Here is a 25,730-nt window from a genome sequence, read left to right on the forward strand (position 1 = left end):
ACGCCGTCAGCCCACCGCTACAGACTCGGGGGTACGGCGCCGGCGGCGCGGTAGAGCGCGTCGGCACGCTCAATCATTGCGTCGGTCCGGTGGGAGGGGGTCCTGAGGGGGTGATCCCCCACCCCCCTGATGGGCGTCGGGAGGGGCAGTCGGGGGCCGGTCGGAGCGGCTGAGTGGGCTGTGTGGAGCCGTGAGCAGCGGTGTTCGGTCACTCGTTCGCGTCCGCTACCGGTCAGGGGCTGTAGGGGGCGCTCAGGGCGTTGCGTACTGAGGCGTCTAAACACCCACGGTGGCGAGCAGGCGGTGGCTGGTCTCTACTGCAGCGGCTTCGTCTTCAGCGCGGCTCGTCGGAGGCTGTGACCTCGAGCATGCCGACGATGGTGAGCGGGCCCGTGACTGTGACGGACGGGCCATGGAACTCGAGGATGTCGTCGACTCTGAAGGTTCCGTCGGTCAAGGCTTCACTCTACGTCTCTGTCGTGCGCGGCTCTACCGCCAGCGCTTCGGTTGCATGCCACGTGCTCGGGTCCGCGGTACCGGCTGCGGTCGTGGTCGTCGTGGCCGAGGTCCCACTGCTGTCCGCATGCGATGGTCTTGCCGCAGCGCCAGCACTTCACCGTGCCGCGCGCCACTCTTGGCGCCCACCTTGCGCGCTCACGGTCGTGGCCGGCGCCGTAGCCGCACTGCTGGCGTGTGCCTCGTGCTCGCGCCTTCGCGCGCCGGTGCGGTATGCAGCGCCCTGAGGGCACGAGAGTCGGGCATCCAGGCTCAGCGCAGACCCTCATGGGCCCGCCCCTCCAGGTCGAACTATCGAATGATTAGGGCAATGAGCGCAACCGTGGAGGCCACTACGGCGGCGGCGGCCGAGATCCATGTCAGCACCTCCGCGCGATGCGCTCTGCGGTCAGCTTCCATCCAGATGTTCGACCACCGGGTGTCGCTCGCGGTCTGGCCGCAGGCCTGCAGGATCCAGCCAATAAGCATGGTGATCTCTCGAACTCGTCACTGATGTGGGCGGCGATCGCTTCCTCGAGGTCTGCCTTAGTCTTTTCGCTCATGCGGTCAGACTCAGGGCGGCCAGGACCACTGGCCGCGACCGTAGCCCTCGGCCGCGGAGGTGAACCAGAGGGTGTCGTTCCCGTCGAGGAACACCTGCCCGTTGACGTGGCCGCCGGGGTTCACCCGGACCACTAGGAGGGGTAGGACCTGGTCGGCGCGGGCCGGGTTACCGACGTGCACCTGCGCGCCGTCGCCCTGCACGACGATCTCCTGGGTGCCGCTCACACGAGGGCCGTTGCGGTGATCGTCGCGGCGTCGGTTGATGGCGTCGGCGTCGGCCTCGGCCAGCGTGTAGAGGACGATGCGGCCGGTGCTGGGTGCGCTCATGATTGGCTCCTGATCGGTATGGTGTGCGCGAAGGGGTGTCGCATGTGGGAGTGGCTTGAGTGGCCCGGCTGGGCAGGGGTCGGGGGCATAGCCGCCGTCCTGGCGCTGATCGCCGTCGTCGTCGCGGTGATCGACTTCATGCTGCGGCAGCGAGGCGAACCGCCGAGGGCTGTGGCGTTCACGACAGGCGGTTTTGCCGAGGTTGTGAACGGCAAGGTGAACATCCTCGTGACCGCTCGCCCGATGGGCCCGAAGGTGATGTACGAAACTGAGTTCCGGGTGTGGGGAACACCTTCAATCGGGCTCCCCGAGATCCCGCCTGTCCTGCAGTCGGATGACGACCCTGTTGAGCTGCGCATACGCCTCGACCACGAGAAGCTCTCCGACGTATGGATCGGGGTCGCTTGGGTCGACCCCCGCAGCAAGAACTCGCAGGCGGGTGCGTCACGCATCAACCTCGGCGAGGGCCGCGCTTACGAGTACTGGAAGCCGTACTTGTGGCAGCGGTGGCCGCGGAAGGCGTCGGGCCGTTGGGTGCGACCTTCCGAGACTTCGAAGGGGCCTCACCCTCTGCTGATCCCCTAGAACGGCGCCGCCTCCTCGGGCGGTGGAAGTGCGGGCATCAGCCCGGGGTGCAGCGGGCGCTCGCGGCTTTCCGAATTCCGACGCATCTTCGGTGTGCCGAGCGGCATCTCATTCGCCAGCCCGGTGCCGGAGTACTGTCGCGTTCATGGGGTCAAAGTGTGAAGCGCAGCAGGTCAGTCGATCGTGAAGCGGACGTTCGAGATCATGGCGCCGTACCGGTGGACCGCCGTGCTGATGTCCATCGTGTGTGGTCTGCTCAGCGCGGTGGGCGTGTTGGGCTTGGTTTTCAATCTGGCGTTGTGGACCATCGTGTTCGCGCTGTGGTTTGGGTATATGAGTTTCGGCTTCGCCTTGCGCGCTCGGGAGCTGCGGCTGGAGGCCGCGGGTGAAAAACGCCGATGATCGCTGAGACAGCGGTCATCGTTGTCGGAACCGTGTTGTCGATCGCATTGCCCGTCGCCGCATGGAGGCGCACGCGACGGCCGGAGAAGAGAAGCGAGTTGTGGCTGAGCGCCAACGCTCAACCTGTGTTGAGCGCCCTGGGTAACGCAATGTTCGTGGTGATCTTCGTGGTCACCGGTGTGAGCTCTGCCCTTTTAGCTTGGTACCGGTATCCGCTCATGTGGGGCGTGGTGATCCTCTGTGTAGGCGGAGTCGTTTCGCTCGCCATCACCGCGGCACGCACTCGTCAGGGACGGCCTCGAGGGCCTGACCTCGATTCGTAGACTCCCCACCGCGCGTGAGGTGGGCAATAGCCGCTTCAGCGAGGCGACGGCGCCACGCACATCAACCCGCCAGACAGCACCAACGGGTGGTTCGTCGCAGCGGTGCGCCGCTGTCAGGCCCGTGATCCGGAGTTCCCCATGCTCACCCCGCACGACCGGCACACAGCAGCGTCGTTGGCAATCAGCTCAGGCGCCAACGTGAAAGCCGTGCAAAAGATGCTGGGTCACGCCTCCGCCGCGATGACCCTCGACACCTACGCCGACCTATTCGACGACGACCTCGATGCAGTCGCCAACCGCCTGCAGGAGAGCGCGCGCCAGGCAAGTGTGGGCAAGACGTGGGCAGAGGCGATCACCGGTTAACGACGAAGACCCCTCCTGCCCCGCAATTACGCGGAACGGAGGGGTCTAGGGAGTGGTACCCCCAGAGGGACTCGAACCCTCACTGAAACGATTTTAAGTCGTCTGCCTCTGCCGATTGGGCTATGGGGGCGGATGCCTCAGGGTACCGGCGCAGCCGGTGGAGGCGGGAACGAGTGCGCCGCGCATCCGGAGCCGGTGAGGGGCAGCGGATGCGCGGCGCGCGTCGTGGGAGGCCCGAGGGCCCGGGGCGGCTACTCGCCGGCCGGGGCCTTCGCGGCGGCCTTCGTGCGGGGCTTGGTGGCCTTCGCCTTGGGCGCCTCGGGCGAGGAGTCGGTGGCGGCCACGCCGTTGACCTCGGCGGTCGCCGCGGGCTCGGACGAGTAGGAGCCGGGCAGCTCGGCGTTGGCCGGCTTCTCCCCCGAGGCCGGCGCAGCGGCACCGGCATCAGCAGGCGCAGCGGCAGCAGCAGGCGCAGCCGTCGGCGGCACCGGCGCAGCGGCAGGGGCCGCCGGACGCGGACGCGACGCGAACTCCTCGAACACGGCCCGCGGGTGCACCCGCGCCTCGAGCGAGACGTTGTCGCGGCCGAGGAAGAAGTTGTTCACCCAGCCCCAGATGACACGCAGCTTGCGCTCCCACGACGGCATGGCCAGGCCGTGGTAGCCGCGGTGCGCGAACCAGGCCGGGAGGCCCTTGATCGCAAGCTTGCCCGACTGGAACACGCCGACGCCGAGGCCGAGGCCGGCGACCGCGCCCATGTTCTTGTGGAAGTAGTCCTTCACGCCCTCACCGCGCAGCGACGCGACGATGTTCTTCGCGAGGAGCTTGCCCTGGCGCACCGCGTGCTGGGCGTTCGGCACGCAGAAGCCGCCGACGCCGCCACCGGTGAGGTCGGGAACGGCCGACACGTCGCCGGCACCCCAGGCACCCTCGACGATGCCGTCGTCGCCCTCGACCCGCAGGTCGGCGCGCACGCGGAGACGGCCGCGCTCCTCGATCGGGAGGTCGGTGCCCTTCAGCATCGGCGAGGCCATGACGCCCGCGGTCCAGATGATCAGGTCGCTCTCGAAGCTCTCGCCGGTCGACAGCTCGACGACGCCGCCGACGGCGGACTTGAGCTGGGTGTCGAGGTGGATCTGGGCCCCGCGCTTGGCGAGGTTGTCGATCACCCAGAGGCTCGTCTTGAGGCTCACCTCGGGCATGATCCGGCCCATGGCCTCGATCAGGTGGAAGTGCGTGTCGTCGAACGAGATCTCGGGGTAGCTCGAGATGAGCGCGCTGACGAAGGAGCGCAGCTCGGCGAACACCTCGATGCCCGCGAAACCGCCGCCGACGACGACGACGGTGAGCAGGCGGTCGCGCTCGGGGCCGGGGGCCATCTGCGCGGCCTTGTCGAAGTTGACGAGGATGCGGTCGCGGATCGCGGTCGCCTCCTCGATGGTCTTGAGGCCGATGGCCTCGTCGGCCACACCGGGGATCGGGAAGGTGCGCGACACGGAACCGGCGGTGACGACGATCTGGTCGTACTCCTCCTCCCACGTGTCGCCCGCGTTCGAGGCGATCGTGGCGGTCTTCGAGGCGTGGCTGATGCCCGTCACCTTGCCCGCGATGATGCGGGTCTTCTTCAGGTGACGACGGATGCCGACCACGGCGTGACGGGGCTCGATCGAGCCGGCGGCCACCTCGGGGAGGAAGGGCTGGTACGTCATGTACGGCAGCGGGTCGACGACGGTGACGTCTGCCTCACCGGCACGAAGCCACTTCTCCAGCTTCCAAGCGGTGTAGAAACCGGCGTAGCCGCCGCCGACAATCAGGATCTTGGGCACAGTGAAACGATCTCCTCAGTACAGGGGCCTGCGAACAGGTTACTACTTGCGGAGCACGCCTCTGAAATGCGAGACGGCCCCCAGCGCGAAAGCCGCCATCAGCATGAGGAACCCGAGCAGGAGCCCCAGCGGCACCGCCCAGTGGCTCAGAGTGTACACCCCGCCCGCGGGCTCGATCGCGCCCGCTCCCGGGCTGCCGCCCTCGGTGTCGCGGCCGTCGGGGGCGGGAATGGTGAGGGTGTCGAGGGAGGTCTTGGCCGACGAGGGCCGGTAGGTGGCGATCCAGGCGTCGAGGTCACCCACCGGGTTGGCGGCGACAGGGGCGACGGATGCACTGACCGCCGCCTCGGCGTCGACCAGCCCGTACCCGTAGATCGGCCCGGGCACCGGCTCGCCCTTGGGCACGGCCGTGGCGACGATGCGGTTGATCACGTCGTCGGCCGAGAGCTCCGGATGCGCGGACTTCACCAGCGCGGCCAGTCCGCTCACCAGCGGGGCGGCCGCGCTCGTCCCGTCCCAGATCACGTGGGTGCCGCCGGGAATGACCCCGACCAACTGCTCGCTGGGCGCGGCGACCGCGATCGTGATGCCCTGGGAGGACGCGTCGAAGCTCGCCTCGCCCTGCTTGTCGACGCCGGCCACCGCGACGACACCGGGGATGGTGGCGGGGGCGCCGACCTCGGTGGTGCCGCTCCCCCGGTTGCCGGCGGCCGCGACCACGACCACGTCGTTGTCGAAGGCGTAGGAGAAGGCCTCGTCCCAGCTCTCGGGCCAGTCGAGGCTGTTGCGGGTGAGCGACATGTTGATGACGTCGGCCCCGTGGTCGACGGCCCAGCGCACCGCCTCGGCGATCTGTTCGTCGGAGTCGACCGAGCCCTCGCCGAGCGCCACCGAGATGGACAGCAGAGACGCCTTCGGGGCGACGCCGAGCACGCCGTCGCCGGAGCCCGTGCCGCGCCCGGCGATCAGCGACGCCACCATGGTGCCGTGCTCGGGGCTCGTGCCCACGGGCTTCTGGCCGTCGGGCGAGCCGATGCCCGAGACGTCGGTGCCGTCGACGACCGCGTCCTGGAGTTCGGGCACGCTGCCGTCGACGCCGGTGTCGATGACGGCGACGGTCGCGCCCTCACCCTCCGTGACGTCCCAGGCGGCGCGATAGCCGTAGTCGCTCAGCCAGTACTCGGCGTCGCGGATCGAGTCGGCCCGGGCCGGGGCGGCCGGAGCCGTCGCCGCCAGCGGGGCGGCCGCGAGGGCGCCGACGACGAGCAGCACCCAGCTCCTCCGCCGGGCGCGCATCACTCTCCGAGTTCGTAGTCGACGCACTCGCAGACGAGCGGCGACCAGTCACCGCGCTCGAGCGCGAGGTCGCCCACCGGGTTGACCCCGGGGCCGGCCGCTAGGGCGTGGGCGGCGAGGGCGTGCAGGCACTTCACCCGCACGGGCATTCCGCCGGCCGAGATGCCGGCGATCTCGGGCACCTCGCCGTAGACGGCGCGGTCGGCGAGGTAGGCCTCGTGGGCGGCGAGGTAGGCGGCGTTCAGCTCGGGGTCGGCGAGAGCATCCTGGAACTCGACCATCACGTGCTCGGCCTCGAGGTCGCTCATCGCGGCCGTCGCGGCGGGGTGCGACAGGTAGTAGAGGGTCGGGAACGGCGAGCCGTCGGCCAGGCGCGGGGCGGTGGCGAGCACGGTCGGGTTGCCGCAGACGCAGCGGGCGGCGACGCCGAGCACGTTCCGCACGGGGCGGCCGAGCTGGGCGCCCGCGACCGCGAGGTCGTGCTCGGAGGCCGGCTCGAAGGGAGGCGTGCTCACGGCAGCACTCCGTTCTGCTGGAGTTCTTGGGGCGTGGAGGTGGACAAGCCGGCGGTGACGCCCGAGGCGAAGATCGAGGAGAGCCAGTCGACCTGGGTGGTGCTGATGGTGTCGCTCACGTCGGAGCCGGGCTCGGCCGGGGCGGGTACGTCGTCGACGACGAGGAAGCTCGTCTCGCCGGGCATCACGTAGTAGAGCCGGTCGCGGGCCTCGGCCTTGATGTAGGCCGGGTCGCTCCAGCGGGCGATCTCGGAGGTGAGCGCGTCGTTCTCGGCGTCGCGGGCTTCGACCGCCGCGTGCAGGGCGGCGAGCTGCTGGCGCTGCTCGATGTAGACCCGGAGGCCGGGCGCGATGATGATCACGAACATCACGATGACGACGAACATCAGCACCGTGAAGCCGGAGAAGCGGATGCTCCGGAGCCAGCCGGCCCCGGCGGCACCCGCCCCCGAGGGCTGCGGCAGCGCCACCGGCATCCGTGCCGGACGTGATGCTGATGTGCGCTGCCGCATGAATCCCTCGGGTGATGCTCGGGTGGTGCTCGGGCTGCTCCGGCTCTTAGGCGGAGAAGCGGGGGAACGCGCCGCGGCCGGCGTAGACGGCCGCCTCGGCGAGCTCCTCTTCGATCCTCAGGAGCTGATTGTACTTCGCGACGCGCTCGCTGCGGGCAGGCGCACCGGTCTTGATCTGGCCCGCGTCGGTGGCGACGGCGAGGTCGGCGATCGTGGTGTCCTCGGTCTCACCGGAGCGGTGCGAGAGGATCGCGGTCATGCCGGAGCGCTGCGCGAGCGAGACCGCGTCGAGCGTCTCGGTGAGCGTGCCGATCTGGTTGACCTTCACCAGGATCGAGTTGCCGGTGCCCTTGGCGATGCCTTCGGCCAGACGGGTGGGGTTGGTGACGAACAGGTCGTCGCCGACGAGCTGCACCTTCGAGCCGATCTCGGAGGTGAGGTGGGCCCAGCCCTCCCAGTCGTCCTCGTTCAGCGGGTCTTCGATGGAGACCAGCGGGTAGTTCGCGACGAGGTCGGCGAAGTAGGCCGACATCTCGACGTTCGAGCGCTGCTGGCCCTCGAAGGTGTACGAGCCGTTGTCGTAGAACTCCGACGCGGCGACGTCGAGCGCGAGCCCGATGTCTTTGCCGGGGGTGAAGCCGGCCTGGGTGATGGCCTCGAGGATGAAGTCGAGCGCCTCGCGGTTGTTCGGCAGCTCGGGGGCGAAGCCGCCCTCGTCGCCGAGGCCGGTCGAGAGGCCCTTCGACTTCAGCAGCGACTTCAGCGAGTGGTAGGTCTCGACGCCCCAGCGCAGGGCCTCGGAGAAGCTCTCGGCGCCGAGCGGCACCGCCATGAACTCCTGGATGTCGACGCCGGTGTCGGCGTGCGCGCCGCCGTTGACGATGTTCATCAGCGGCACGGGCAGCGTGTGCGCGTTCGGGCCGCCGATGTAGCGGAACAGGGGCAGGTCGGAGGAGTCGGCCGCCGCGCGGGCCACGGCGAGCGAGACGCCGAGGATCGAGTTGGCGCCGAGGCGCTTCTTGTTGTCGGTGCCGTCGAGCGAGATCATCGCGGCGTCGACGAGGCGCTGGTCGGTGGCGTCGAAGCCCTCGATCGCCGGGCCGATCTCGTCAATCACGGCGTCGACGGCCTTCTGCACGCCCTTGCCGAGGTAGCGGCCCTTGTCTCCGTCGCGGAGCTCGTAGGCCTCGAAGGCGCCGGTGGAGGCTCCGGAGGGGACGGCGGCGCGCGAGACGATCCCGTCGTCGAGGAGCACCTCGACCTCGACGGTCGGGTTCCCTCGGGAATCCAGGATTTCGCGAGCGCCAACGGCTTCGATGAGTGCCACGGGTGGTTTCTCCTCTGTTTCAGGCAAAGGCCTGCTGTATCAGGCGATGGCTAGTCTAACGATTCGCGCGCGATGGCCTGCATGGTCATCACGGCGTCGAACAGCCAGGCGGAGAACTCCTCGTCGTAGGCCGCGTCCAGCGGGCGGTGCAGCGCCGAGTCGACGGCCGACATCACGAGGGTGACGGCGAGCCGGGCGCGCGCGGGCGTCGTGCGCTGCTCGGCCAGGGCGACGATCTCGTGCCGCAGCTCGGCGGCGAAGCGGATGACGTCGGGCGCGAGCTCCGGGCGACGGCCGAGCAGCTCGCGGATCGCCTCCCGGTCGACGCCGTCGCGTGCGGTGGCGTCCATCACCGAGCCGACGAGGGTGCAGAGGTCGAGGACGAGCCAGCGCTCACCGTCGCGCTCCAGGAACCGCTGCCGCTGCGCATCCGTCACCGTGAACGCGGACAGGCCGACGATCGCCGAGACCTTGGAGGGGAAGTAGTTGAAGAAGGTGCGGCTCGACACGCCCGCCTCGGAGCAGATCGCGTCGACCGAGGCGTGGCCCGCGCCGTTCTCGGAGACCAGGCGCAGGGCCGCGTCGTGGATCGCGGCGCGCGTCTCCACCTTCTTGCGCTCCCGGAGGGGCAGCTCGTGGTCGGACTTCAGCGTCGTCATCGTCGCTCCGTTCTGTCGTTGAACTCGCCGAGCAGGCGCACGAACTCCTGCACGTCGGGGGTGGGCCAGCCGTCGAGGGCGTCGGCGTAGAGCTCCTTCGTCTCCGCGCGCATCTCGTCGAGGCGGGCCAGGGTGAGGTCGGTGGGGGCGTAGAGCTGGGCGCGCCCGTCGCCCGGGTCGGGCACGCTCGAGACGAAGCCGAGCTCCTTGAGGCTGCGGAGCTGGCGGCTGAGGGCGCTCTTGTCCATGCGGGTGGCCTGGATGATCGCCCCGGGTGCCGTGGGGTGATGCTTCACGATGTACTGCAGCACCGAGTAGCCCGAGGGCTGGAGCTCCGGGGAGAACCGCTCGGCGTTCTGCAGCACCGCCCGGCGGAGGGTGCGCACGAGGCGGGACATCTCGCTCTCGATGGCGGAGACGGCCTCGCCGCGGGGGTCGGCCTGGGGGTCGTCGGTCACGACCCCCAGGCTAGCGTGGGAGATCACCGGCGTTCGGGCGCCTCCTCGGCGTGACGCGGGGCGTGCGGCCGCGCATCCTGACCATCGTCGTCGCGGTCGGCGGCGTCGGGCCGGCCCGTGCCGTCGCGGCGCTCACCGTTCTCGGTGCTCTCGCCTGCGATCTCGGCGGCCGAGACGTTCACGACGGTCTGCTCGAGGTCGGCGATCTGCTCCTGCGAGGTCTTCGTGCCCAGGGCACGGTTCGGCAGCAGCGCGATCGCGATGATCGACAGCAGCGCGAGCGGCACGGCCAGCAGGAAGATGTCCGCCACCGCCTCGCCGTAGGCCGACTCCACGAGGGTGCGGATCGGGCCGGGCAGGGTCGTCAGGTCGGGGATGCCGCCGCTCTCGAGGCCGCCCGTCTGCGAGGGGTCGACACCGAGCTTCAGCAGCCCGTCGGCGATCAGCGAGGTGATGCGGTTGCCGAGCACGGCGCCCATCACGGCGACGCCGATCGTGCCGCCGAGCGAGCGGAAGAAGGCGACGGAGGCGCTGGCCACACCGATCTGCCGCGGGTCGACCGCGTTCTGCACGATCAGCACCAGGTTCTGCATGACCATGCCGACACCCGAGCCCATGATGAACATGTAGAGGAACACCAGCCAGAAGCTCGTGTCGTAGCGGATGGTGCCCATCAGCGCGAGGCCGATGGTGAGCAGCACCGAGCCGATCACCATGTAGCGCTTCCAGATGCCGGTGCGGCTGATCACCTGGCCGATGACGATGCTCGACACGAGCACGCCCGCGATCATCGGGATGGTGAGGAGGCCGGACTCGGTCGGGGTCTTGCCGCGGGCCAGCTGCATGTACTGGCTGAGGAAGATGCTCGTGCCGAACATGGCGACGCCTACCGAGATGCTCGCGATGACCGCGAGCCAGAAGGTGCGGTTCTTGAAGAGCGTCATCGGGATGATGGGCTCCTTCACCTTGAGCTCGGTGACGACCGCGGCGGCCAGCAGCAGCACGGCGCCGACGACCATGGCGATCGACTGCACGGAGCCCCACTCGAAGTCGTTGCCCGCGAGGGTCACCCAGATCAGCAGCAGCGAGACGCCGGCCGCGATGAGGGCCGCACCGAGGTAGTCGATGGTCACCTTGCGCTTCTGGGTGGGGATGTGCAGCGTGCGCTGCAGCACGATCAGCGCGGCGACGGCGAAGGGCACGGCGATGTAGAAGTTCCAGCGCCAGCCGGCCGAGTCGGTGATGACACCGCCGAGCAGGGGGCCGCCGACGGTGGCGACGGCCATCACGGCGCCGAGCAGGCCCATGTAGCGGCCGCGCTCACGGGGCGGGATGATGTCGGCCATCGCGACCTGCACGAGGGCGGTCAGACCGCCGGCGCCGAGGCCCTGGAGCACCCGGAAGAAGATGAGCATCTCGGTGGACTGCGCGAGACCGGCGAGACCGGAGCCGACGACGAAGATGATCAGCGAGAGCTGGATGAGGCGCTTGCGGTTGGTGAGGTCGGCGAGCTTGCCCCAGATGGGCGTCGAGACGGTGGTGGCGAGCAGGGTCGCGGTGACGACCCAGGTGTAGCCGGACTGCGTGCCGCCGAGGTCGGAGATGATCTTGGGCAGCGAGCTCGAGACGACGGTGCTGGCGAGCATCGCGACGAACATGCCGAGCAAGAGGCCCGACAAGGGCACGAGCACCTGCCGGCGGGTCTTGGCGCCCTCCGCGGGCGCCGGGGCTTCGATGGTCTGTGAGGACACGGTTCTCCTGTACGCAAAAAGTTGATCTGGATCAACGATATACCCGTTGTTGACCCAGATCAACTAATTACTGCAGAAAGTGCAAACTTTTATGCTGTGCACCGTTTGCTTCGCATCCGATTCAGGATGCGCGGCTACTCCCCCGCAGTGATGGCCTCCGCCTCGACGAACTCGTCCTCCTCCTCGTGGTCGATGTGCGCGATGGCGCGGTGACCGGCGATGACGATGATCGAGGCGATCACCACGGAGCCCGCGGCGACGTAGAACGGGGTCGCTGCGGTGAACAGACCGGCGATCAGGGAGGCGGCGGGCGGGGCGACCGCTCCGCCGATGAAGCGCACGGCCGAGTAGGCCGAGGAGGCCACGGGGCGCGGCAGGTCGGTCGCGGCCATCACCGACTCGGTGAGCACAGTGTTCATCACGCCGAGCAGGGCACCGCCCGCGACCACGCAGGTGATCAGTCCGGGCACGCTGTCGACGAAGACGCCCGCGAGCACGAGGTCGACGCCGAGCAGGAGCAGCACCGTCCAGAGCACGCGGCTGCGCGGGATGCGCCGGGTCAGCCACGGCGCCACCCAGACCGAGGTGATCGCGACCGCGATCCCCCAGCCGAAGAAGGTGAGGCCGAGACCCATCTCGTCGAGCCCGAGCGGGAACGGCGTGTAGGCCAGCAGGATGAAGAAGCCGATGTTGTAGAACAGGGCCGCGATAGCGAGGATCGACAGCGCCGGCTTGGCGAGCGCCTTGAACGGGGCCGACAACGGGGTCGGGGTCGGCTTGACCGGCTCCTTCTTCATCAGCGTCGCGATGGCGATGAAGCCGATGGCCATCAGCACGCTGGTGCCGAAGAACGGCCCCCGCCAGCTGATCGAGCCGAGCAGCCCGCCGAGCAGGGGGCCGATCGCGATGCCGAGACCGAGGGCGGCCTCGTAGAGGATGATCGCCGAGCTCGCTCCCCCGCTCGCCGCGCCCACGATGGTGGCGAGGGCGGTCGAGATGAAGAGCGCGTTGCCGAGCCCCCAGCCGGCGCGGAAGCCGATGACCGACTCCACGTTCTGCGAGAGGCCGGCCGCCAGGGCGAACGCGACGATCAGCGCGAGGCCGATCAGCAGCGTCTTGCGGGCGCCGATGCGGGTCGAGAGCCAGCTCGTGAAGAGCATGGCCACACCCGTGATGAGCAGGTAGCTGGTGAACAGCAGCGAGGTCTGGGTCTGGGTGGCGTCGAGGCTCTCGGCGATCGCCGGGAGGATCGGGTCGACCAGGCCGATGCCCATGAAGGCGATGACGCAGGCGAAGGCCACTGCCCAGACGGCCTTGGGCTGCTGAAGGATCGAGTTCTTCGGGGCGGACTTCTTGGCGGGGTGCGTCGTGGTGGTGGCGGTCGTCGCCGTGTCGGTGGCCGTCGCGATCACGCGGCTTTCACGACGTCGGCGGCGCGCACGTCGGTGCACTCGTGCAGCAGGTCGACCGCTCGCGAGATGACCTCGATCTCCTCGCGGTCGAGGTCGTCGAAGAGGGGGGCGAGGGCGGCGCCGAGCTTCTCGCGCCAGTCGGCGAGGGCGCGGATGCCCTTCGGGGCGAGGGCGATCTGCCACGCGCGGGCGTCGTCGACGTCGGCGATGCGGCGGATCCACTCCACCTCGTTGAGGTTCGCGACGATCTTCGTCATCGTCGGCTGGCTGACGCGGCTCTGCTTGGCGAGCTCGCCGAGGCGCATGGGGCCGAAGCTGCTGAGAACGCTCAGCGTGCGCCAGGTGGCGGGTGAGGTCTGTTCGCCGGTGGCCTGGGCGGCGATGCGGGTGAGGCGGTGCGTGACCGAGACGAGGTCGGAGAGCAGCGTCTGGAGTTCGGGAGTGGGATTTTCGTTAGTCACGGTTAACGATTATACATAGCCCGGCTATGCGCTTGTCACTCCGCGGGAGATGGGTGTGGAGATCGCGCGACCCGACGGGTGAGCCTAGCCATCGAGCGGCTTGAACTCCAACTCGGCCGCGTCGGTCGTCTCGCGGCCGACCTGCGCGAAGGAGTCGAAGCCCGCCTCGGCGAGGCGCTCGAGCAGCGGGCCGAGGTTCTTCGTGCGGCGCTCGAGGCGCACCCGCTTGCCCTGGGAGACGAGCTGACGCTTCAGGGCGAGCAGCCGCTCGGGCTCGGCGTTCTTGTCGTGAACCAGTGCGACCGCGTCGCCGGCGCCCGCGGCCGGGTCGGCGACGAGGTCGATGATGCGCTCGAAGCCGATCGAGAAGCCGCAGGCCGGCACCGACTCGGTGAGGAAGCGGCCGATCATGCCGTCGTAGCGGCCTCCGCCGCCGAGCGAGAAGCTGAAGTCGGGGTGCTCGATCTCGAAGATCGTGCCGGTGTAGTAGCCCATGCCCCGCACGAGGAACGGGTCGAAGACGAGGGCGCCGTCGACCCCGGCCGCGGCCAGGGCGGACTCGATGCGGGCGAGGTCGGCCACAGCATCCGGAGCCACCCCCTCGGGCAGCACGGGCGGTGACACCGCGAGGAAGCGCTCGATCGCCGCGACGGCCTCGGGGCGGGAGCCCTTCTCGCGCAGCTCGGCGACGACGCCCTCGGGGCCGACCTTGTCGAGCTTGTCGATGGTGATCAGCACGGAGTCGTTCTGCGACGCCTCGAAGCCGAAGTGCTCGAGGAGCCCGAGCAGGATGCGGCGGTCGTTGATGCGGATGCGGCAGCCCTCGAGCCCGAGCGCGTCGAGCGTGGCGAGGGTGGCCGTGAGCAGCTCGATCTCGGCGAGGATGCCCGCCTCGCCGATGATGTCGATGTCGCACTGCACGAACTGGCGGTAGCGGCCCTTCTGCGGGCGCTCGGCGCGCCAGACGGGGGCGATCTGCACGGCTCGGAAGACCTGCGGAAGGCTCGCGCGGTGGCTGGCGTAGAAGCGGGCGAGCGGCACGGTGAGGTCGAAGCGGAGGCCGAGGTCGGCGAGGGCATCCGGGTCGTCGCTGTCGGCAGCGGCCCGCAGCGCCTCGGCGTCGAGGCCGCGGCGCATGACGTTGAAGGCGAGCTTCTCGTTGTCGCCGCCGAGGCCGGCGTGCAGGCGGCCGAAGTCCTCCATCACGGGCGTCTCGATCTCGTCGAAGCCGTGCGCCCGGTAGGTCTGGCGGATGACGCCGAGCACGCGCTCGCGCTTCGCCTTGTCGGCGGGCAGGAAGTCGCGCATGCCGCGCGGCGGGGTCACCGGAGAAGCCATCCTCCGATTCTATTGAACGGCGGCGGTCACTCCGCGCGGGCGGGAGCCTCGGCGTCGTCTCGGGCGGCGGCCTCGGCGGTGTCCGCGGCCGGGGCCTCGGCGGCGGTGATGTCGGCGCGGAGGGTGCGGAGTGCCGTGCGGAGGGCGCGCTCGGCGTCGAGGCCGCGGGCGCGGGCGCCGGCGACGAGGGCGAGGAGCTCGGCGCCGAGCTCGTCCTCGGTGGCGGGCACGGGGGCGACGACGGGGGCCGCGGCGGGCGCGACCCCGAGCTTGGCCGCCTTGCCGAGCAGCTTGTCGGCCAGGGCGAGGGCCGGCATGCCGAGCGGCACCCCGTCGAGCACGCTGGTGCGCTCGGGCTTCTCGACGGCCTTGAAGGAGTCCCAGGCGTTCTCGACGTCACCCGCCGTCGAGAGGTCGAGGTCGCCGAAGACGTGCGGGTGCCGGCCGACCATCTTCGCGGTCATGTGGGCGGCGACATCCTGGATCGTGAACGACTCCCCCGGCGTGTGGGCGGCGATGTCGGCGTGGAAGACGACCTGGTAGAGCACGTCGCCGAGCTCCTCGATCAGTTCCTCGCGCGATCCGGCCTCGATGGCGTCGATCAGCTCGTGGGTCTCCTCCGTGAGGTACTGCACGAGGGAGGCGTGGGTCTGCTCCGCGTCCCACGGGCAGCCGCCGGGAGCCCTCAGCAGCGCCGTCACCGCCACCAGGCGGTCGAGCTCGGTTCGGGCATCCGGGATCTCAGGCATGGTGCAAGCCTAGGTCGCCGGGGTCAGACCGCCGCCTTGGCCGGCGCGAAGATGGCCTCGAGCAGCTGGGCCACCCAGGCGATGAGCTCGGCGTCGGCGAGCGGATGCCCGTCGACGACCGGCATCGGCACGGAGACCGCGTTGGTCTGCGCGAAGTACTTCGACCCCGGGTACATGCGCTGCAGTCGCACCTGGATGCTGTCGGCCAGGTCGGCGGGAGCGACGCGGAGGTTCGAGCCCATGGTGACGACCTCGCCGAGGTTCGACTTCTGGGCCAGACGGCGCAGACGCGAGACCGCGATGAGGTTCTGCAGCTCGGTGGGCGGCTCGCCGTAGCGGTCGGTGAGCTCCTCGATGACGCGGTCGATGGCGTCGTCGGAGGCCGTGGGCGAGGAGGCGGTGGAGAGCTTCTGGTAGGCCTCGAGGCGCAGTCGCTCGCTGTCGACGTACTCCTCGGGGATGTGCGCGTCGACCGGGAGCTCGAGGCGCAGCTCGGTCTGGCCCTCGGCGACGTCGCCGCGGAAGGTCGACACGGCCTCGCCGATCATGCGCAGGTAGAGGTCGAAGCCGACGCCCGCGATGTGGCCGGCCTGCTCCCCGCCGAGCAGGTTGCCGGCGCCTCGGATCTCGAGGTCTTTCAGGGCGACCTGGATGCCCGAGCCGAGCTCGTTGTTCGCGGCGAGGGTGCTGAGGCGGTCGTTCGCGGTCTCGGAGAGCGGCTTGTTCTCGTCGAAGAGCAGGTAGGCGTAGGCGCGCTCGCGACCACGGCCGACCCGGCCGCGCAGCTGATGCAGCTGGGAGAGACCGTACTTGTCGGCCCGGTCGACGATCAGCGTGTTCGCATTGGCGATGTCGATGCCGGTCTCGATGATGGTCGTCGAGACCAGCACGTCGAACTTGCGCTCCCAGAAGTCGACGATGACCTGCTCGAGCACGTTCTCGTTCATCTGCCCGTGCGCCACGGCGACCCGGGCCTCGGGCACCAGCTCGGCGAGCTGCGCGGCGACCCTGTTGATCGACGAGACGCGGTTGTGCACGAAGAACACCTGGCCCTCGCGCAGCAGCTCGCGGCGGATGGCGGCCGCGATCTGCTTCTCGGAGTAGGGCCCGACGAAGGTGAGGATGGGGTGCCGGTCTTCGGGCGGGGTGGCGAGCGTCGACATCTCGCGGATACCCGTGACCGCCATCTCGAGCGTGCGCGGGATGGGCGTGGCGCTCATCGCGAGGATGTCGACGTTGGTCTTCAGCTTCTTCAGCTGGTCCTTGTGCTCGACGCCGAAGCGCTGCTCCTCGTCGATGATGAGGAGGCCGAGGTCTTTGAAGGCGATGTTGTCGCTCAGGATGCGGTGGGTCGCGATCACGACGTCGACGGTGCCGTCGGCCAGCCCCGCGATGGTCTCCTTCATCTCCTTCTCGGTCTGGAAGCGGCTGAGCGCCTTCAGGTGCACCGGGAAGCCGGCGAAGCGCTCCTGGAACGTCTCCATGTGCTGCCGCACGAGCAGGGTGGTGGGCACGAGCATCGCGACCTGCTTGCCGTCCTGCACCGCCTTGAAGGCGGCGCGGATGGCGATCTCGGTCTTGCCGAAGCCGACGTCGCCGCTCAGCAGCCGGTCCATCGGGATGGGCCGCTCCATGTCGGCCTTCACCTCGTCGATCACCGTCAGCTGGTCGGGCGTCTCCTGGAACGGGAACGCCTCCTCGAGCTCGTGCTGCCAGGGGGTGTCGGGGCCGAACGCGTGGCCCTTCGACGCCATGCGCGCCGAGTAGAGCTTGACGAGCTCGACGGCGATGTCGCGAACGGCCTTGCGGGCCTTGCCCTTCGCCGCGGCCCAGTCGGAGCCGCCCATCTTGCTCAGGTTCGGCGCCTCGCCGCCGACGTAGCGGCTGAGCAGGTCGAGCTGGTCGGTGGGCACGTAGAGCTTGTCGCCCGGGTAGCCGCGCTTGGAGGGCGCGTACTCGATGACGAGGTACTCGCGGGTGGTCTTCACCGCGTTGCGGCCGCCGCTCGAGACCTCGCGCTGGGTGAGCTCGAGGAACTTGCCGATGCCGTGCGTCTGGTGCACGACGAAGTCGCCGGTCTTCAGCTGCAGCGGGTCGACCACGTTCTTGCGGCGGCTCGCGAGCTTCTTCACCTGGCGGGTCTCGTAGCCGGCGGTGCGGCCGTAGAACTCGGTCTCGCCGATCAGGCTGAGCTTCAGCTCGGGCAGCTCGAAACCGTGCTCGACGGCGGCGCGCACGAGGTAGGCGACGCCGGGCTCGGCGTCGGCCGGGAACTCCTCGACGAGCCGGGCCGGCACCTCGCGCTCGGCCAGCACGTCGGCGGCGCGCTCGACGAGGCCCTGGCCCTTGGCCGCGACCGCGACGGTCCAGCCGTCGGCGAGGCGGGAGGCGACGTGGGCGATGGCGCCGTCGGCGTTGCCCTGGAAGCTCGGCACGCCGTCGGCCTTGAGCCGCAGGGTCAGGTGCTCCTCGATCTCCCGGTGCTCGGGCAGCACCTCGTCGTCGGCGGGGCCCTGCTGGAACTCGCTCAGCGTCCACCACGGCCGGTTCGTCCCGGCCGCGTGCCGCAAGTCGGTCAGAGTGATGAACTCGCCCGAGGCGAGGTCGATCGGGGCCTCGGCGCCGGCGGTCGCCGCGGTCCAGGCGGCGGCGAGGAACTCGCGGTTCGTCTCGCTGAGGTTCACGGCCCGGGTGGCGACGCGCTCGGGCGAGAGCACGGCGATCGCGGCGCCGTCGGGCAGGTAGTGGGCGACCGTCACGAGCTCGTCGAGCAGTGCGGGGGCGAGCGACTCCATGCCCTCGACCGGGATGCCCGCGCCGATCTTCTCGAGCATGCCGGCGAGGCTCGGGAACTCGTGCTGCATCTCGCGGGCACGCTGCCGAACACCGTCGCTGAGCAGCAGCTCCCGGCTCGGCGGCAGGTCGACGGCACCCACGGCGTCGGGCAGCGAGCGCTGGTCGGCGACCGAGAAGGCGCGGATCTCGTCGACCTCGTCGCCGAAGAAGTCGACCCGGTAGGGGTGCTCGGCGATCGGCGGGAAGACGTCGAGGATGCCGCCGCGCACCGCGTACTCGCCGCGGCGCGTGACCATGTCGACCCGCGAGTAGGCGAGCTCCACGAGTTGAAGGGAGAGCGCCGAGAGGTCGAAGCCGCGGGCGCCCTTCTCCAGGTGCACGGGCTCGAGGTCGGCGAGGTTCGAGGCGATGGGCTGCAGGGCGGCGCGGACGGAGGCGACGGCGACGATGGGGCGCCGGCTGGCCGGGTCGCCCTGGTGCCACGTGCTCAGCCGGCGCAGCGCGTCGATGCGCTTGCCGACGATCTCGGCGCTCGGGCTGAGGCGCTCGTGCGGCAGGGTCTCCCAGGCCGGGAACTCGATGATGTCGGCCTCGGGCATGAAGCTCGCGAGGCTCTCGCGCAGCTTCTCGGACTCGCGGCCGGTGGCGGTGACGACGAGCATCGCGGCGGGCAGCCCGCGCTCGATGCGGCGCCCCATCATGGCGGCGAGGAACGGCGCCCGAAGGCCCTCGGTCAGCGAGAAGTCGCTGTCGCGGCCCGCGTTCACGAGGGCCTTTTCAACAGTGGAGGCGCGCGACAGCGCTTGCACAAGACCCTGAAGTATCACTCGGACGATTCTACCCGCGCCCACCGACACTCGGCCCGGCGCGAGGTCACCCCGCGGCTAGGAAGCCGTATGGAAACGGAGCTGGGCGGCGGTGAGGCCCGAGCCGGCGATCAGCTCGACCGCATCCGCTGCCTCGTCGATGAGGTTCGGGAGCGTCTGCTTCTCGGTGGAGGTGAAGTCCTTCAGCACGAAGTCGGCCGCGTCCATGCGGCCCGGCGGGCGGCCGATGCCGACCCGCACGCGGATGAAGTCGTTGCTGCCGGTGGCCGCGATGATGTCGCGCAGCCCGTTGTGACCACCGTGGCCGCCGCCCTGCTTGAGCTTCAGGGTGTCGAACGGGATGTCGAGCTCGTCGTGCACGACGATGAGCTGCTGGGGCGTCAGCCCGTAGAACTTCAGCAGGCCGTTCACCGGCCCGCCCGACACGTTCATATAGGTGTTCGGGTTCGCCACGACGAAGCGCGGGCCGCCGGGGACGATCCGTCCCTCGGCCACCCGTGCGTTCGCCTTGTGGCTCTTGAACGTCGCGCGCAGACGGGTCGCCAGTTCGGCGGTGACCATCTGACCCACGTTGTGACGGTTCCCCGCGTAGCCGGGCCCGGGGTTGCCGAGCCCGACCACGAGGTGCAGATCGTCGCTCACTCGATCGGCCGTCGTATCCGCAGGACGGGAGTGCTACTCGGAGGCCGGGGCCGGGGTGGTCGACTCGGCGGCACCCTCACCCTCGGCGGGCTCGTCATCGGGCTCCTCGGTCGGGATGGTGACGCCGACGATGACCGTCTCCTCGTCGGTGATGAGGGTGGAGCCGGCGGGCAGCTCGATGTCGGCGGCACGCACGACCGCGCCGTCCTCGAGGCCCTCGATCGAGACGGTGACGCTCTCGGGGATGCTCGTGGCGAGCACCTCGAGCAGCACGGTCTGCGAGTCCTGCGTGGCCATGGTGCCGGGGGCCGACTCGCCCTCGAGGTGCACGTTGACCTCGACCTGGACCTTCTCACCCTTGCGGATGACGATGAGGTCGATGTGCTCGATGATCTGGGTCACCGGGTCCTTCTGCACGTCCTTGACCAGCGCGAGCGACTCGACGCCGTCGATGGTCAGCTCGAGCACCTGGTTCGACTTGCGCAGGATGAGGGCGGTCTGGTGGCCGGGCAGCGAGATGTGCTGCGGCTCGGTGCCGTGGCCGTAGATGACGGCGGGGATCTTGCCGGCGGCGCGGGTGCGGCGGGCGAAGCCCTTGCCGAACTCGGTGCGGGTCTCCGCGGTGACGCGAGTGTCTTCTGACATTGTTCTGCTCCTTCGCGGCCCGATCGGGCTCGCAGTTGTGTGAGGGGTTTCAACTCGACCGCATGAAGCGAGAGGAAAGACTGCTGAGGCCTGATCCACCGCGTCGATAACGGATGCACGGCATTCGCCCGCATCCCTCGCCGAAGTTCAGTGCCCGAGTCTAGCGCATCGCCTCCACTACTCTGGAGACGTTCGCTTTCTACGAGGAGTAACCGGCATGTCATCAGCTGCAACCGCCAACATCGGAGTCGTCGGGATGGCGGTGATGGGCTCGAACCTGGCCCGCAACCTCGCCAGCCGCGAGGGCAACACGGTGGCCGTCTTCAACCGCTCCCCCGAGCGCACCCGCAAGCTCGTGTCCGAGCATCCTGAAGCCGGCTTCGTCGCGTCGGAGTCGATCGACGACTTCGTCGCGAGCCTGCAGAAGCCGCGCACAGCGATCATCATGGTGCAGGCCGGAGCCGGCACCGACGCCGTCATCTCCGAGCTGGCCCAGCGCTTCGAGCCGGGCGACATCATCGTCGACGGCGGCAACGCGAACTTCCACGACACGATCCGCCGGGAGAAGGACATCTCCTCCACCGGCGTGCACTTCGTCGGCGCCGGTATCTCGGGCGGCGAGGAGGGCGCCCTGAACGGCCCCTCGATCATGCCCGGCGGCACCGCCGAGGCCTACGAGACGCTCGGCCCGATCCTCGCGTCGATCGCCGCGGTCGCCGAGGGCGAGCCCTGCGTCACCCACATCGGCACCGACGGCGCGGGCCACTTCGTGAAGATGGTGCACAACGGCATCGAGTACGCCGACATGCAGCTGATCGCGGAGGCCTACGACCTGCTCCGCACCGTCACCGGCCGCGAGCCCGCCGAGATCGCCGAGGTCTTCGAGACCTGGAACTCGGGCGACCTCGAGTCGTACCTGATCGAGATCACCGCCGAGGTGCTGCGCCAGGTCGACGCCGACACCGGCAAGCCGTTCGTCGACGTCGTGCTCGACCAGGCCGGCGCCAAGGGCACCGGCTCGTGGACCGTGCAGAACGCCCTCGACCTGGGCGTGCCCGTCGGCGGCATCGCCGAGGCCGTGTTCGCCCGCTCGGTGTCGTCGAAGCCCGCGCAGCGTGCCGCGGTGCAGGCGACGATCACCTCGCGACCCTCGGTCGTCGACGTGGACGTCGACTCGTTCGCCGACGACATCCGTGCCGCCCTCTACGCCTCGAAGGTCGTCGCGTACGCGCAGGGCTTCGACGAGATCATCGCCGGCGCGAAGCAGTACGGCTGGGACATCGACAAGGGCGCGGTCGCGAAGATCTGGCGCGCGGGCTGCATCATCCGCGCCCAGTTCCTCAACCGCATCGTCGAGGCCTACGAGAACAACCCCGACATCGCGTCGCTGCTGGAGGACCCGTACTTCGCCAAGGCCGTCGCCGACGGCGAGGCCGCCTGGCGCCGCGTGGTGTCGACGGCTGCGCTCTCGGGCGTGCCCGTGCCCGGCTTCGGTGCAGCGCTGTCGTACTTCGACTCGCTCGCGGTGAAGCGCCTTCCGGCCGCCCTCGTGCAGGGTCAGCGCGACTTCTTCGGAGCGCACACCTACAAGCGCGTCGACAAGGAGGGCGTGTTCCACACCCTCTGGTCGGGCGACCGTACCGAGATCGAGACCGAGCCCTCGACCCACTAGTCCCGGTCAGGTGGTGGGCTGGCCGACGCGCTGGCCCACCACCGCCGAGACGCCGTCCTGGCGCATCGAGACGCCGTAGAGGGCGTCGGCGATCTCCATCGTGCGCTTCTGGTGCGTGATGACGATGAGCTGGCTCGTCTGGCGCAGGTCCTCGAAGATCGTCAGCAGGCGCCCGAGGTTGGCGTCGTCGAGCGCCGCCTCCACCTCGTCCATGATGTAGAACGGGCTCGGCCGGGCCTTGAAGATCGCGATCAGCAGCGCCACGGCCGCGAGCGACCGCTCCCCGCCCGAGAGCAGCGACAGCCGCTCGATCTTCTTGCCCGCCGGCTTCACGCTCACCTCGATGCCGGTCGTCAGCAGGTTCTCGGGGTCGGTCAGCGAGATCGACCCGGTGCCGCCCGGGAACAGCACGGGGAAGACCTTCGTGAACGCCTCCCGGGTGTCCTCGAAGGCGCTCTCGAAGATGATCTGCATGCGATCGTCGATCTCGTCGATGATCGTCAGCAGGTCCTTCCGCGTGTTCGTCAGGTCGGTCAGCTGGTCGCTCAAGAACTTGTGGCGCTGCTCCAGCGCCGCGAACTCCTCGAGCGCGAGCGGGTTCACGCGGCCGAGCTCGGCGAGCTTCCGCTCCGCCTTCGCGAGGCGCTGCTGCTGCTCGGAGCGCACGAAGGGGCGGCCCTGCGGCTCGTGCGACTCGTGCGACTCGTACGACTGATCGTCGGTGAGAGCAGCGGATGCGCGCTGCGCCGTCAGGGCATCGCCGTCGTCGCCCGGCCGGCCGGTACGGGCATCCGTCGCCGAGGTGTCGGAACCGGTCTCGTCGTGGTCACCATCGTCGGACGCCGCGGCCGACGCCTCGGCCACCGCCCGCGCGCTGGTGTCGATCAGCCGCACGGCGTCGTCGTCGGGCACGAGCTGCGACGGCCCGTACTCGGCCACCAGCACGTCCTCGACGAGTCCGAGCTCCGAGCCCGCCCGCTCGAGCAGGCTCGACAGGTGCAGCTTCTTCTCGTAGATCTGCAGCTCGAGGCCGTGCATGTTCTCGGTGATCGACTGCAGCCGTTCACGGAGCGCCGCCTCGTCGCGCCGCAGCGCGGTCAACTCCTCGTTCTGCTCGGCTCGCTCGGCCTCGCGGCGGGCCAGCAGCACGGCGGCCTCGGCGACCGAGCGGTCGACCGACGCGAGCACCGCGGGCAGCGCCTCGGCGACCGCGGTGGCCGAGGCGATCTGCCTCCGCCGGATCACCGCCCGCCGCGCCGCCGCCTCCGCCGCCGCGCGATCGGCCTCGAGCTGGCGCTCGAGCGCCGCCGTGCGCGCCTGCTCGGCCCGCACCCGTTCCCGTGCCGTCTCGACCCCGAGCCGCGTCTCGACCTCGCGGTCGCGCGCGGCCTCGAGCTCGGCGAGCAGCCCGTCGCGCGAGCTCACGTCGAGCACGGGACGCGGTCGCTCCCGCGCCACCTCGAGCTCGCGCCGGGCGCGCTCGGCCCCCTGCTCGGCCTGCCCGACGGAGTCCTGGGCGATCGAGAGGCTCTTCTGCAGCCGCTCCAGCTCGGCACCGCTCGCCTCGAGCTGCGCGCGCAGCCGGCCGAGCCGCTCGGTGCGCGACGCCAGCTTCGAGTCGTGCTCGCGGAGCGCCGCGAGCGCCTTCTGCGACTGATCCTTGGCGACCTGCACGATGCCGCGCTGCTCCGCGAGGGCGAAGCGGGCCCGCTCGATCACCGAGCCCTCCTCCTCCAGCAGCACGGCGGCGGAGTCGCGCTCGGCGACCAGCTCGATGCGCGACCGCGTCGCGCCCGAGCCGCCGCGAAGCACGTAGCGGGTGAGCACCTCGCCCTGCTTCGTCACGACAGTGAGGCCCGCGGATGCGGTGCCGTCCGTCTCCATCCGCTGCCAGGCCCGGCGTGCCGCGTCGAGGTCGTCGGCGATGACGGTCGAGGCGAGCACGCCGAGCACACCGGCCGGGCCGGCCACGACGCGGGCGGCCGGGGTGATGCCGTCGGCCTCGGCCAGGGCGGCGGGAAGCGCATCCGGAGCACCCCCCGGCGAATCGGCGATGACCAGTTCGACGCGCCCCATGTCACCGGCGGCCGCGGCCTGGGCGGCGTTCACGGCGGAGTCGACGTCGGCGGCCAGCACCGCGTCGGCGAGCGTGCCGAGGGCCGCGGCGACGGCGGCCTCGAAGCCCGGGGTGACCTTGACGTGCTCGGCGACGAGCCCCCGGATGCCGTCGAGGCGGGCGCCGACGAGCTCGGCCGAGCCGTCCTTCTGGTCGAGCGCCATCGTCAGGGCGCTGGTGCGGGCGGCCAGGGCGTCGCGCTCGCGTTCGTGGGTGTGCAGCTCGTCGCGCAGGCGCTCGATCTCGGCCTCGGCCTCGAACACCGACGACTGGGCGAACTCGTAGCCCTCGTCGAGGTCGGTCTCGTCGACCTGCACCTCGGCGGCCTCGGCCTCGGCGCGGGCGAACTCGGCCTGGGCGGTGTCGCGACGGGCGACGGCGGCGTCGAGCGCGTTCTGCTGGCGCAGCACCTCGCCCCGCACGGCGGCGAGCCGGGAGTTGGCCGACTCGAGCTGTCCGGTGAGCTTGGACAGCTCGAGGTCGTGCTTGGACACCAGCGAGCTCTGGTAGGCGATCTGCTCGTCGAGGGCGTCGAGCGAACCACGGGCGGCGAGGGTGGCGCGCTTGGCGGCGTCCCACGCGTCCTGCGCGCCGGCGACCTGGGCCTCGAGGCGCACCACCTCGTCGCGGGAGTCGGCGACCATCGACGGGGTGACGCTCGGCCCCGCATCCGGAACCGCGTCCTCCCCGCCGAGCAGGGCGAGTCGCTGGCTGGCGAGGTTGTGCAGGTTGCGCAGCCGCTCCTGCACCGACTCGAGGCCGAAGGCGGTGTGGCGCGCGAGGTCGACGGCGTCGCCGACCTGCGCCTGCTCGATGCGGGCGACCCGCAGCTGGTTCTGCTCGAGACGCTCCTGCAGCACGATGCGCTCGGTGTGCCGCTCGCTCTCGCTGCGGGCCGCCGCGTCGAGGGCGGTGCGCAGGGTGACGACCTCGTCGGCGAGCAGCCGAGCCTTGGCGTCGCGCACGATGGCGGCGATCGACTGCGCCTCCTTGGCGATCTCGGCCTGGCGCCCGAGCGGCTTCAGCTGCCGCCGGATCTCGCCCGCCAGGTCGGACAGCCGCGTCAGGTTCGCCTGCATCGCCTCGAGCTTGCGCTGCGTCTTCTCCTTGCGGCGACGATGCTTCAGGATGCCCGCCGCCTCCTCGATGAACCCGCGACGCCCCTCGGGGGTGGCGTGCAGCACCGCGTCGAGCTGGCCCTGCCCGACGATGACGTGCATCTCGCGGCCGAGCCCGGAGTCGCTGAGCAGCTCCTGCACGTCGAGCAGCCGGCAGTTCTCGCCGTTGATGGCGTACTCGCTGCCGCCGTTGCGGAACAGCGTGCGCCGGATCGTCACCTCGGAGTAGTCGATCGGCAGCGCCCCGTCGGCGTTGTCGATGGTGAGCGTGACCTCGGCCCGGCCGAGCGGGCCCTTGGTGCTCGTGCCGGCGAAGATGACGTCCTCCATCTTGCCGCCGCGGAGGGTCTTGGCGCCCTGCTCCCCCATCACCCAGGCGAGGGCGTCGACCACGTTGCTCTTGCCGGAGCCGTTCGGCCCGACGACCGCGGTGACACCGGTCTCGAAGGCGAAGGTGGTGGGGTTGGCGAAGCTCTTGAAGCCCTTGAGGGTCAAGCTCTTCAGGTGCACGGGCGGCCTTCCGTTCTGCGGTGCACCCTACGGTAGCGGCT

General features: G+C 70.1%; 21 protein-coding genes, 1 tRNA gene and 1 pseudogene. 4 read left to right on the plus strand and 19 right to left on the minus strand.

Going from position 1 to position 25,730, the window contains the following annotated elements:
- Nucleotides 1-334 precede the first annotated feature (334 nt).
- Entirely contained in the window at nucleotides 335-457 is a 123-nt protein-coding gene (locus HQQ85_RS21300; RefSeq protein WP_256430633.1) for a hypothetical protein, read from the minus strand.
- Between the two features lie 611 nt (nucleotides 458-1,068).
- Nucleotides 1,069-1,386 (minus strand): hypothetical protein, encoded by a 318-nt coding sequence (locus HQQ85_RS05775; RefSeq protein WP_173181490.1) that lies wholly within the window; start codon nucleotides 1,384-1,386, stop codon nucleotides 1,069-1,071.
- A 42-nt stretch (nucleotides 1,387-1,428) separates the two neighbouring features.
- Here HQQ85_RS05775 and HQQ85_RS05780 point away from each other — a divergent pair, with 42 nt between their 5' ends.
- From HQQ85_RS05780 to HQQ85_RS05790, 3 genes and pseudogenes are all read left to right on the plus strand, one after another.
- Nucleotides 1,429-1,971, plus strand: coding sequence for a hypothetical protein (locus HQQ85_RS05780; RefSeq protein ID WP_173181491.1), 543 nt, complete (start codon nucleotides 1,429-1,431; stop codon nucleotides 1,969-1,971).
- A 183-nt stretch (nucleotides 1,972-2,154) separates the two neighbouring features.
- Entirely contained in the window at nucleotides 2,155-2,373 is a 219-nt protein-coding gene (locus tag HQQ85_RS05785) for a hypothetical protein (RefSeq protein ID WP_173181492.1), read from the plus strand.
- A 365-nt stretch (nucleotides 2,374-2,738) separates the two neighbouring features.
- Nucleotides 2,739-3,059, plus strand: a pseudogene (locus tag HQQ85_RS05790) (tyrosine-type recombinase/integrase); the annotation flags it as partial.
- Nucleotides 3,060-3,112: 53 nt separating this feature from the next.
- Here the strand turns inward: HQQ85_RS05790 and HQQ85_RS05795 are convergent.
- The 16 genes from HQQ85_RS05795 to HQQ85_RS05870 form a co-directional block, all read right to left on the minus strand.
- Nucleotides 3,113-3,189, minus strand: a tRNA-Leu gene (locus HQQ85_RS05795).
- A 121-nt stretch (nucleotides 3,190-3,310) separates the two neighbouring features.
- Nucleotides 3,311-4,885 carry an FAD-dependent oxidoreductase gene (locus HQQ85_RS05800; protein ID WP_173181493.1) on the minus strand — a complete coding sequence of 525 codons (1,575 nt, stop codon included), beginning with the start codon at nucleotides 4,883-4,885 and terminating at the stop codon, nucleotides 3,311-3,313.
- Between the two features lie 42 nt (nucleotides 4,886-4,927).
- Entirely contained in the window at nucleotides 4,928-6,181 is a 1,254-nt protein-coding gene (locus HQQ85_RS05805) for a S8 family serine peptidase (RefSeq protein ID WP_173181494.1), read from the minus strand.
- The gene (locus HQQ85_RS05810; protein ID WP_173181495.1) at nucleotides 6,181-6,696 is read right to left on the minus strand and encodes a DUF501 domain-containing protein; all 516 of its coding nucleotides are present in this window, start codon (nucleotides 6,694-6,696) and stop codon (nucleotides 6,181-6,183) included. The genes HQQ85_RS05805 and HQQ85_RS05810 overlap by 1 nt, the downstream gene beginning before the upstream one ends.
- A complete protein-coding gene (locus HQQ85_RS05815) occupies nucleotides 6,693-7,208 on the minus strand; it encodes a septum formation initiator family protein (protein ID WP_173181496.1) in 516 nt (171 codons plus the stop codon). The genes HQQ85_RS05810 and HQQ85_RS05815 overlap by 4 nt, the downstream gene beginning before the upstream one ends.
- Nucleotides 7,209-7,254: 46 nt before the next feature.
- Complete coding sequence (eno, locus tag HQQ85_RS05820) at nucleotides 7,255-8,535, minus strand: phosphopyruvate hydratase (protein WP_173181497.1); 1,281 nt, start codon at nucleotides 8,533-8,535, stop codon at nucleotides 7,255-7,257.
- Between the two features lie 50 nt (nucleotides 8,536-8,585).
- Nucleotides 8,586-9,194, minus strand: coding sequence for a TetR/AcrR family transcriptional regulator (locus HQQ85_RS05825; RefSeq protein WP_173181498.1), 609 nt, complete (start codon nucleotides 9,192-9,194; stop codon nucleotides 8,586-8,588).
- Nucleotides 9,191-9,652, minus strand: a complete 462-nt coding sequence (locus HQQ85_RS05830; protein ID WP_173181499.1) for a MarR family winged helix-turn-helix transcriptional regulator — start codon at nucleotides 9,650-9,652, stop codon at nucleotides 9,191-9,193. The genes HQQ85_RS05825 and HQQ85_RS05830 overlap by 4 nt, the downstream gene beginning before the upstream one ends.
- 23 nt (nucleotides 9,653-9,675) lie before the next feature.
- Nucleotides 9,676-11,403 (minus strand): MDR family MFS transporter, encoded by a 1,728-nt coding sequence (locus HQQ85_RS05835; protein ID WP_371741777.1) that lies wholly within the window; start codon nucleotides 11,401-11,403, stop codon nucleotides 9,676-9,678.
- Nucleotides 11,404-11,537: 134 nt separating this feature from the next.
- Nucleotides 11,538-12,734 carry an MFS transporter gene (locus HQQ85_RS05840; protein ID WP_371741800.1) on the minus strand — a complete coding sequence of 399 codons (1,197 nt, stop codon included), beginning with the start codon at nucleotides 12,732-12,734 and terminating at the stop codon, nucleotides 11,538-11,540.
- 77 nt (nucleotides 12,735-12,811) lie between these two features.
- Nucleotides 12,812-13,276: a MarR family winged helix-turn-helix transcriptional regulator gene (locus tag HQQ85_RS05845; RefSeq protein WP_173181500.1), complete on the minus strand. Its 465-nt coding sequence runs from the start codon at nucleotides 13,274-13,276 to the stop codon at nucleotides 12,812-12,814.
- A gap of 84 nt (nucleotides 13,277-13,360) precedes the next feature.
- On the minus strand, nucleotides 13,361-14,614 hold the full coding sequence (hisS, locus tag HQQ85_RS05850; protein ID WP_173181501.1) for a histidine--tRNA ligase: 1,254 nt from the start codon (nucleotides 14,612-14,614) through the stop codon (nucleotides 13,361-13,363).
- A gap of 26 nt (nucleotides 14,615-14,640) precedes the next feature.
- On the minus strand, nucleotides 14,641-15,363 hold the full coding sequence (locus HQQ85_RS05855) for a MazG family protein (RefSeq protein WP_173181502.1): 723 nt from the start codon (nucleotides 15,361-15,363) through the stop codon (nucleotides 14,641-14,643).
- A gap of 23 nt (nucleotides 15,364-15,386) precedes the next feature.
- Nucleotides 15,387-18,986 (minus strand): transcription-repair coupling factor, encoded by a 3,600-nt coding sequence (mfd, locus tag HQQ85_RS05860; RefSeq protein ID WP_173181503.1) that lies wholly within the window; start codon nucleotides 18,984-18,986, stop codon nucleotides 15,387-15,389.
- A 57-nt stretch (nucleotides 18,987-19,043) separates the two neighbouring features.
- On the minus strand, nucleotides 19,044-19,628 hold the full coding sequence (gene pth / locus HQQ85_RS05865) for an aminoacyl-tRNA hydrolase (RefSeq protein WP_173181504.1): 585 nt from the start codon (nucleotides 19,626-19,628) through the stop codon (nucleotides 19,044-19,046).
- A gap of 33 nt (nucleotides 19,629-19,661) precedes the next feature.
- Complete coding sequence (locus tag HQQ85_RS05870; protein WP_173181505.1) at nucleotides 19,662-20,273, minus strand: 50S ribosomal protein L25/general stress protein Ctc; 612 nt, start codon at nucleotides 20,271-20,273, stop codon at nucleotides 19,662-19,664.
- A 217-nt stretch (nucleotides 20,274-20,490) separates the two neighbouring features.
- Between HQQ85_RS05870 and gndA the strand changes: the two genes are divergently transcribed.
- Nucleotides 20,491-21,945, plus strand: a complete 1,455-nt coding sequence (gene gndA / locus HQQ85_RS05875) for an NADP-dependent phosphogluconate dehydrogenase (RefSeq protein ID WP_173181506.1) — start codon at nucleotides 20,491-20,493, stop codon at nucleotides 21,943-21,945.
- A gap of 6 nt (nucleotides 21,946-21,951) precedes the next feature.
- On the opposite strand, the gene HQQ85_RS05880 is transcribed toward gndA, so the two are convergent.
- Complete coding sequence (locus HQQ85_RS05880; RefSeq protein WP_173181507.1) at nucleotides 21,952-25,689, minus strand: AAA family ATPase; 3,738 nt, start codon at nucleotides 25,687-25,689, stop codon at nucleotides 21,952-21,954.
- Nucleotides 25,690-25,730: the final 41 nt, after the last annotated feature.

It is taken from the genome of Herbiconiux sp. VKM Ac-2851, assembly GCF_013205105.1.
Lineage (GTDB): Bacteria > Actinomycetota > Actinomycetes > Actinomycetales > Microbacteriaceae > Herbiconiux > Herbiconiux flava.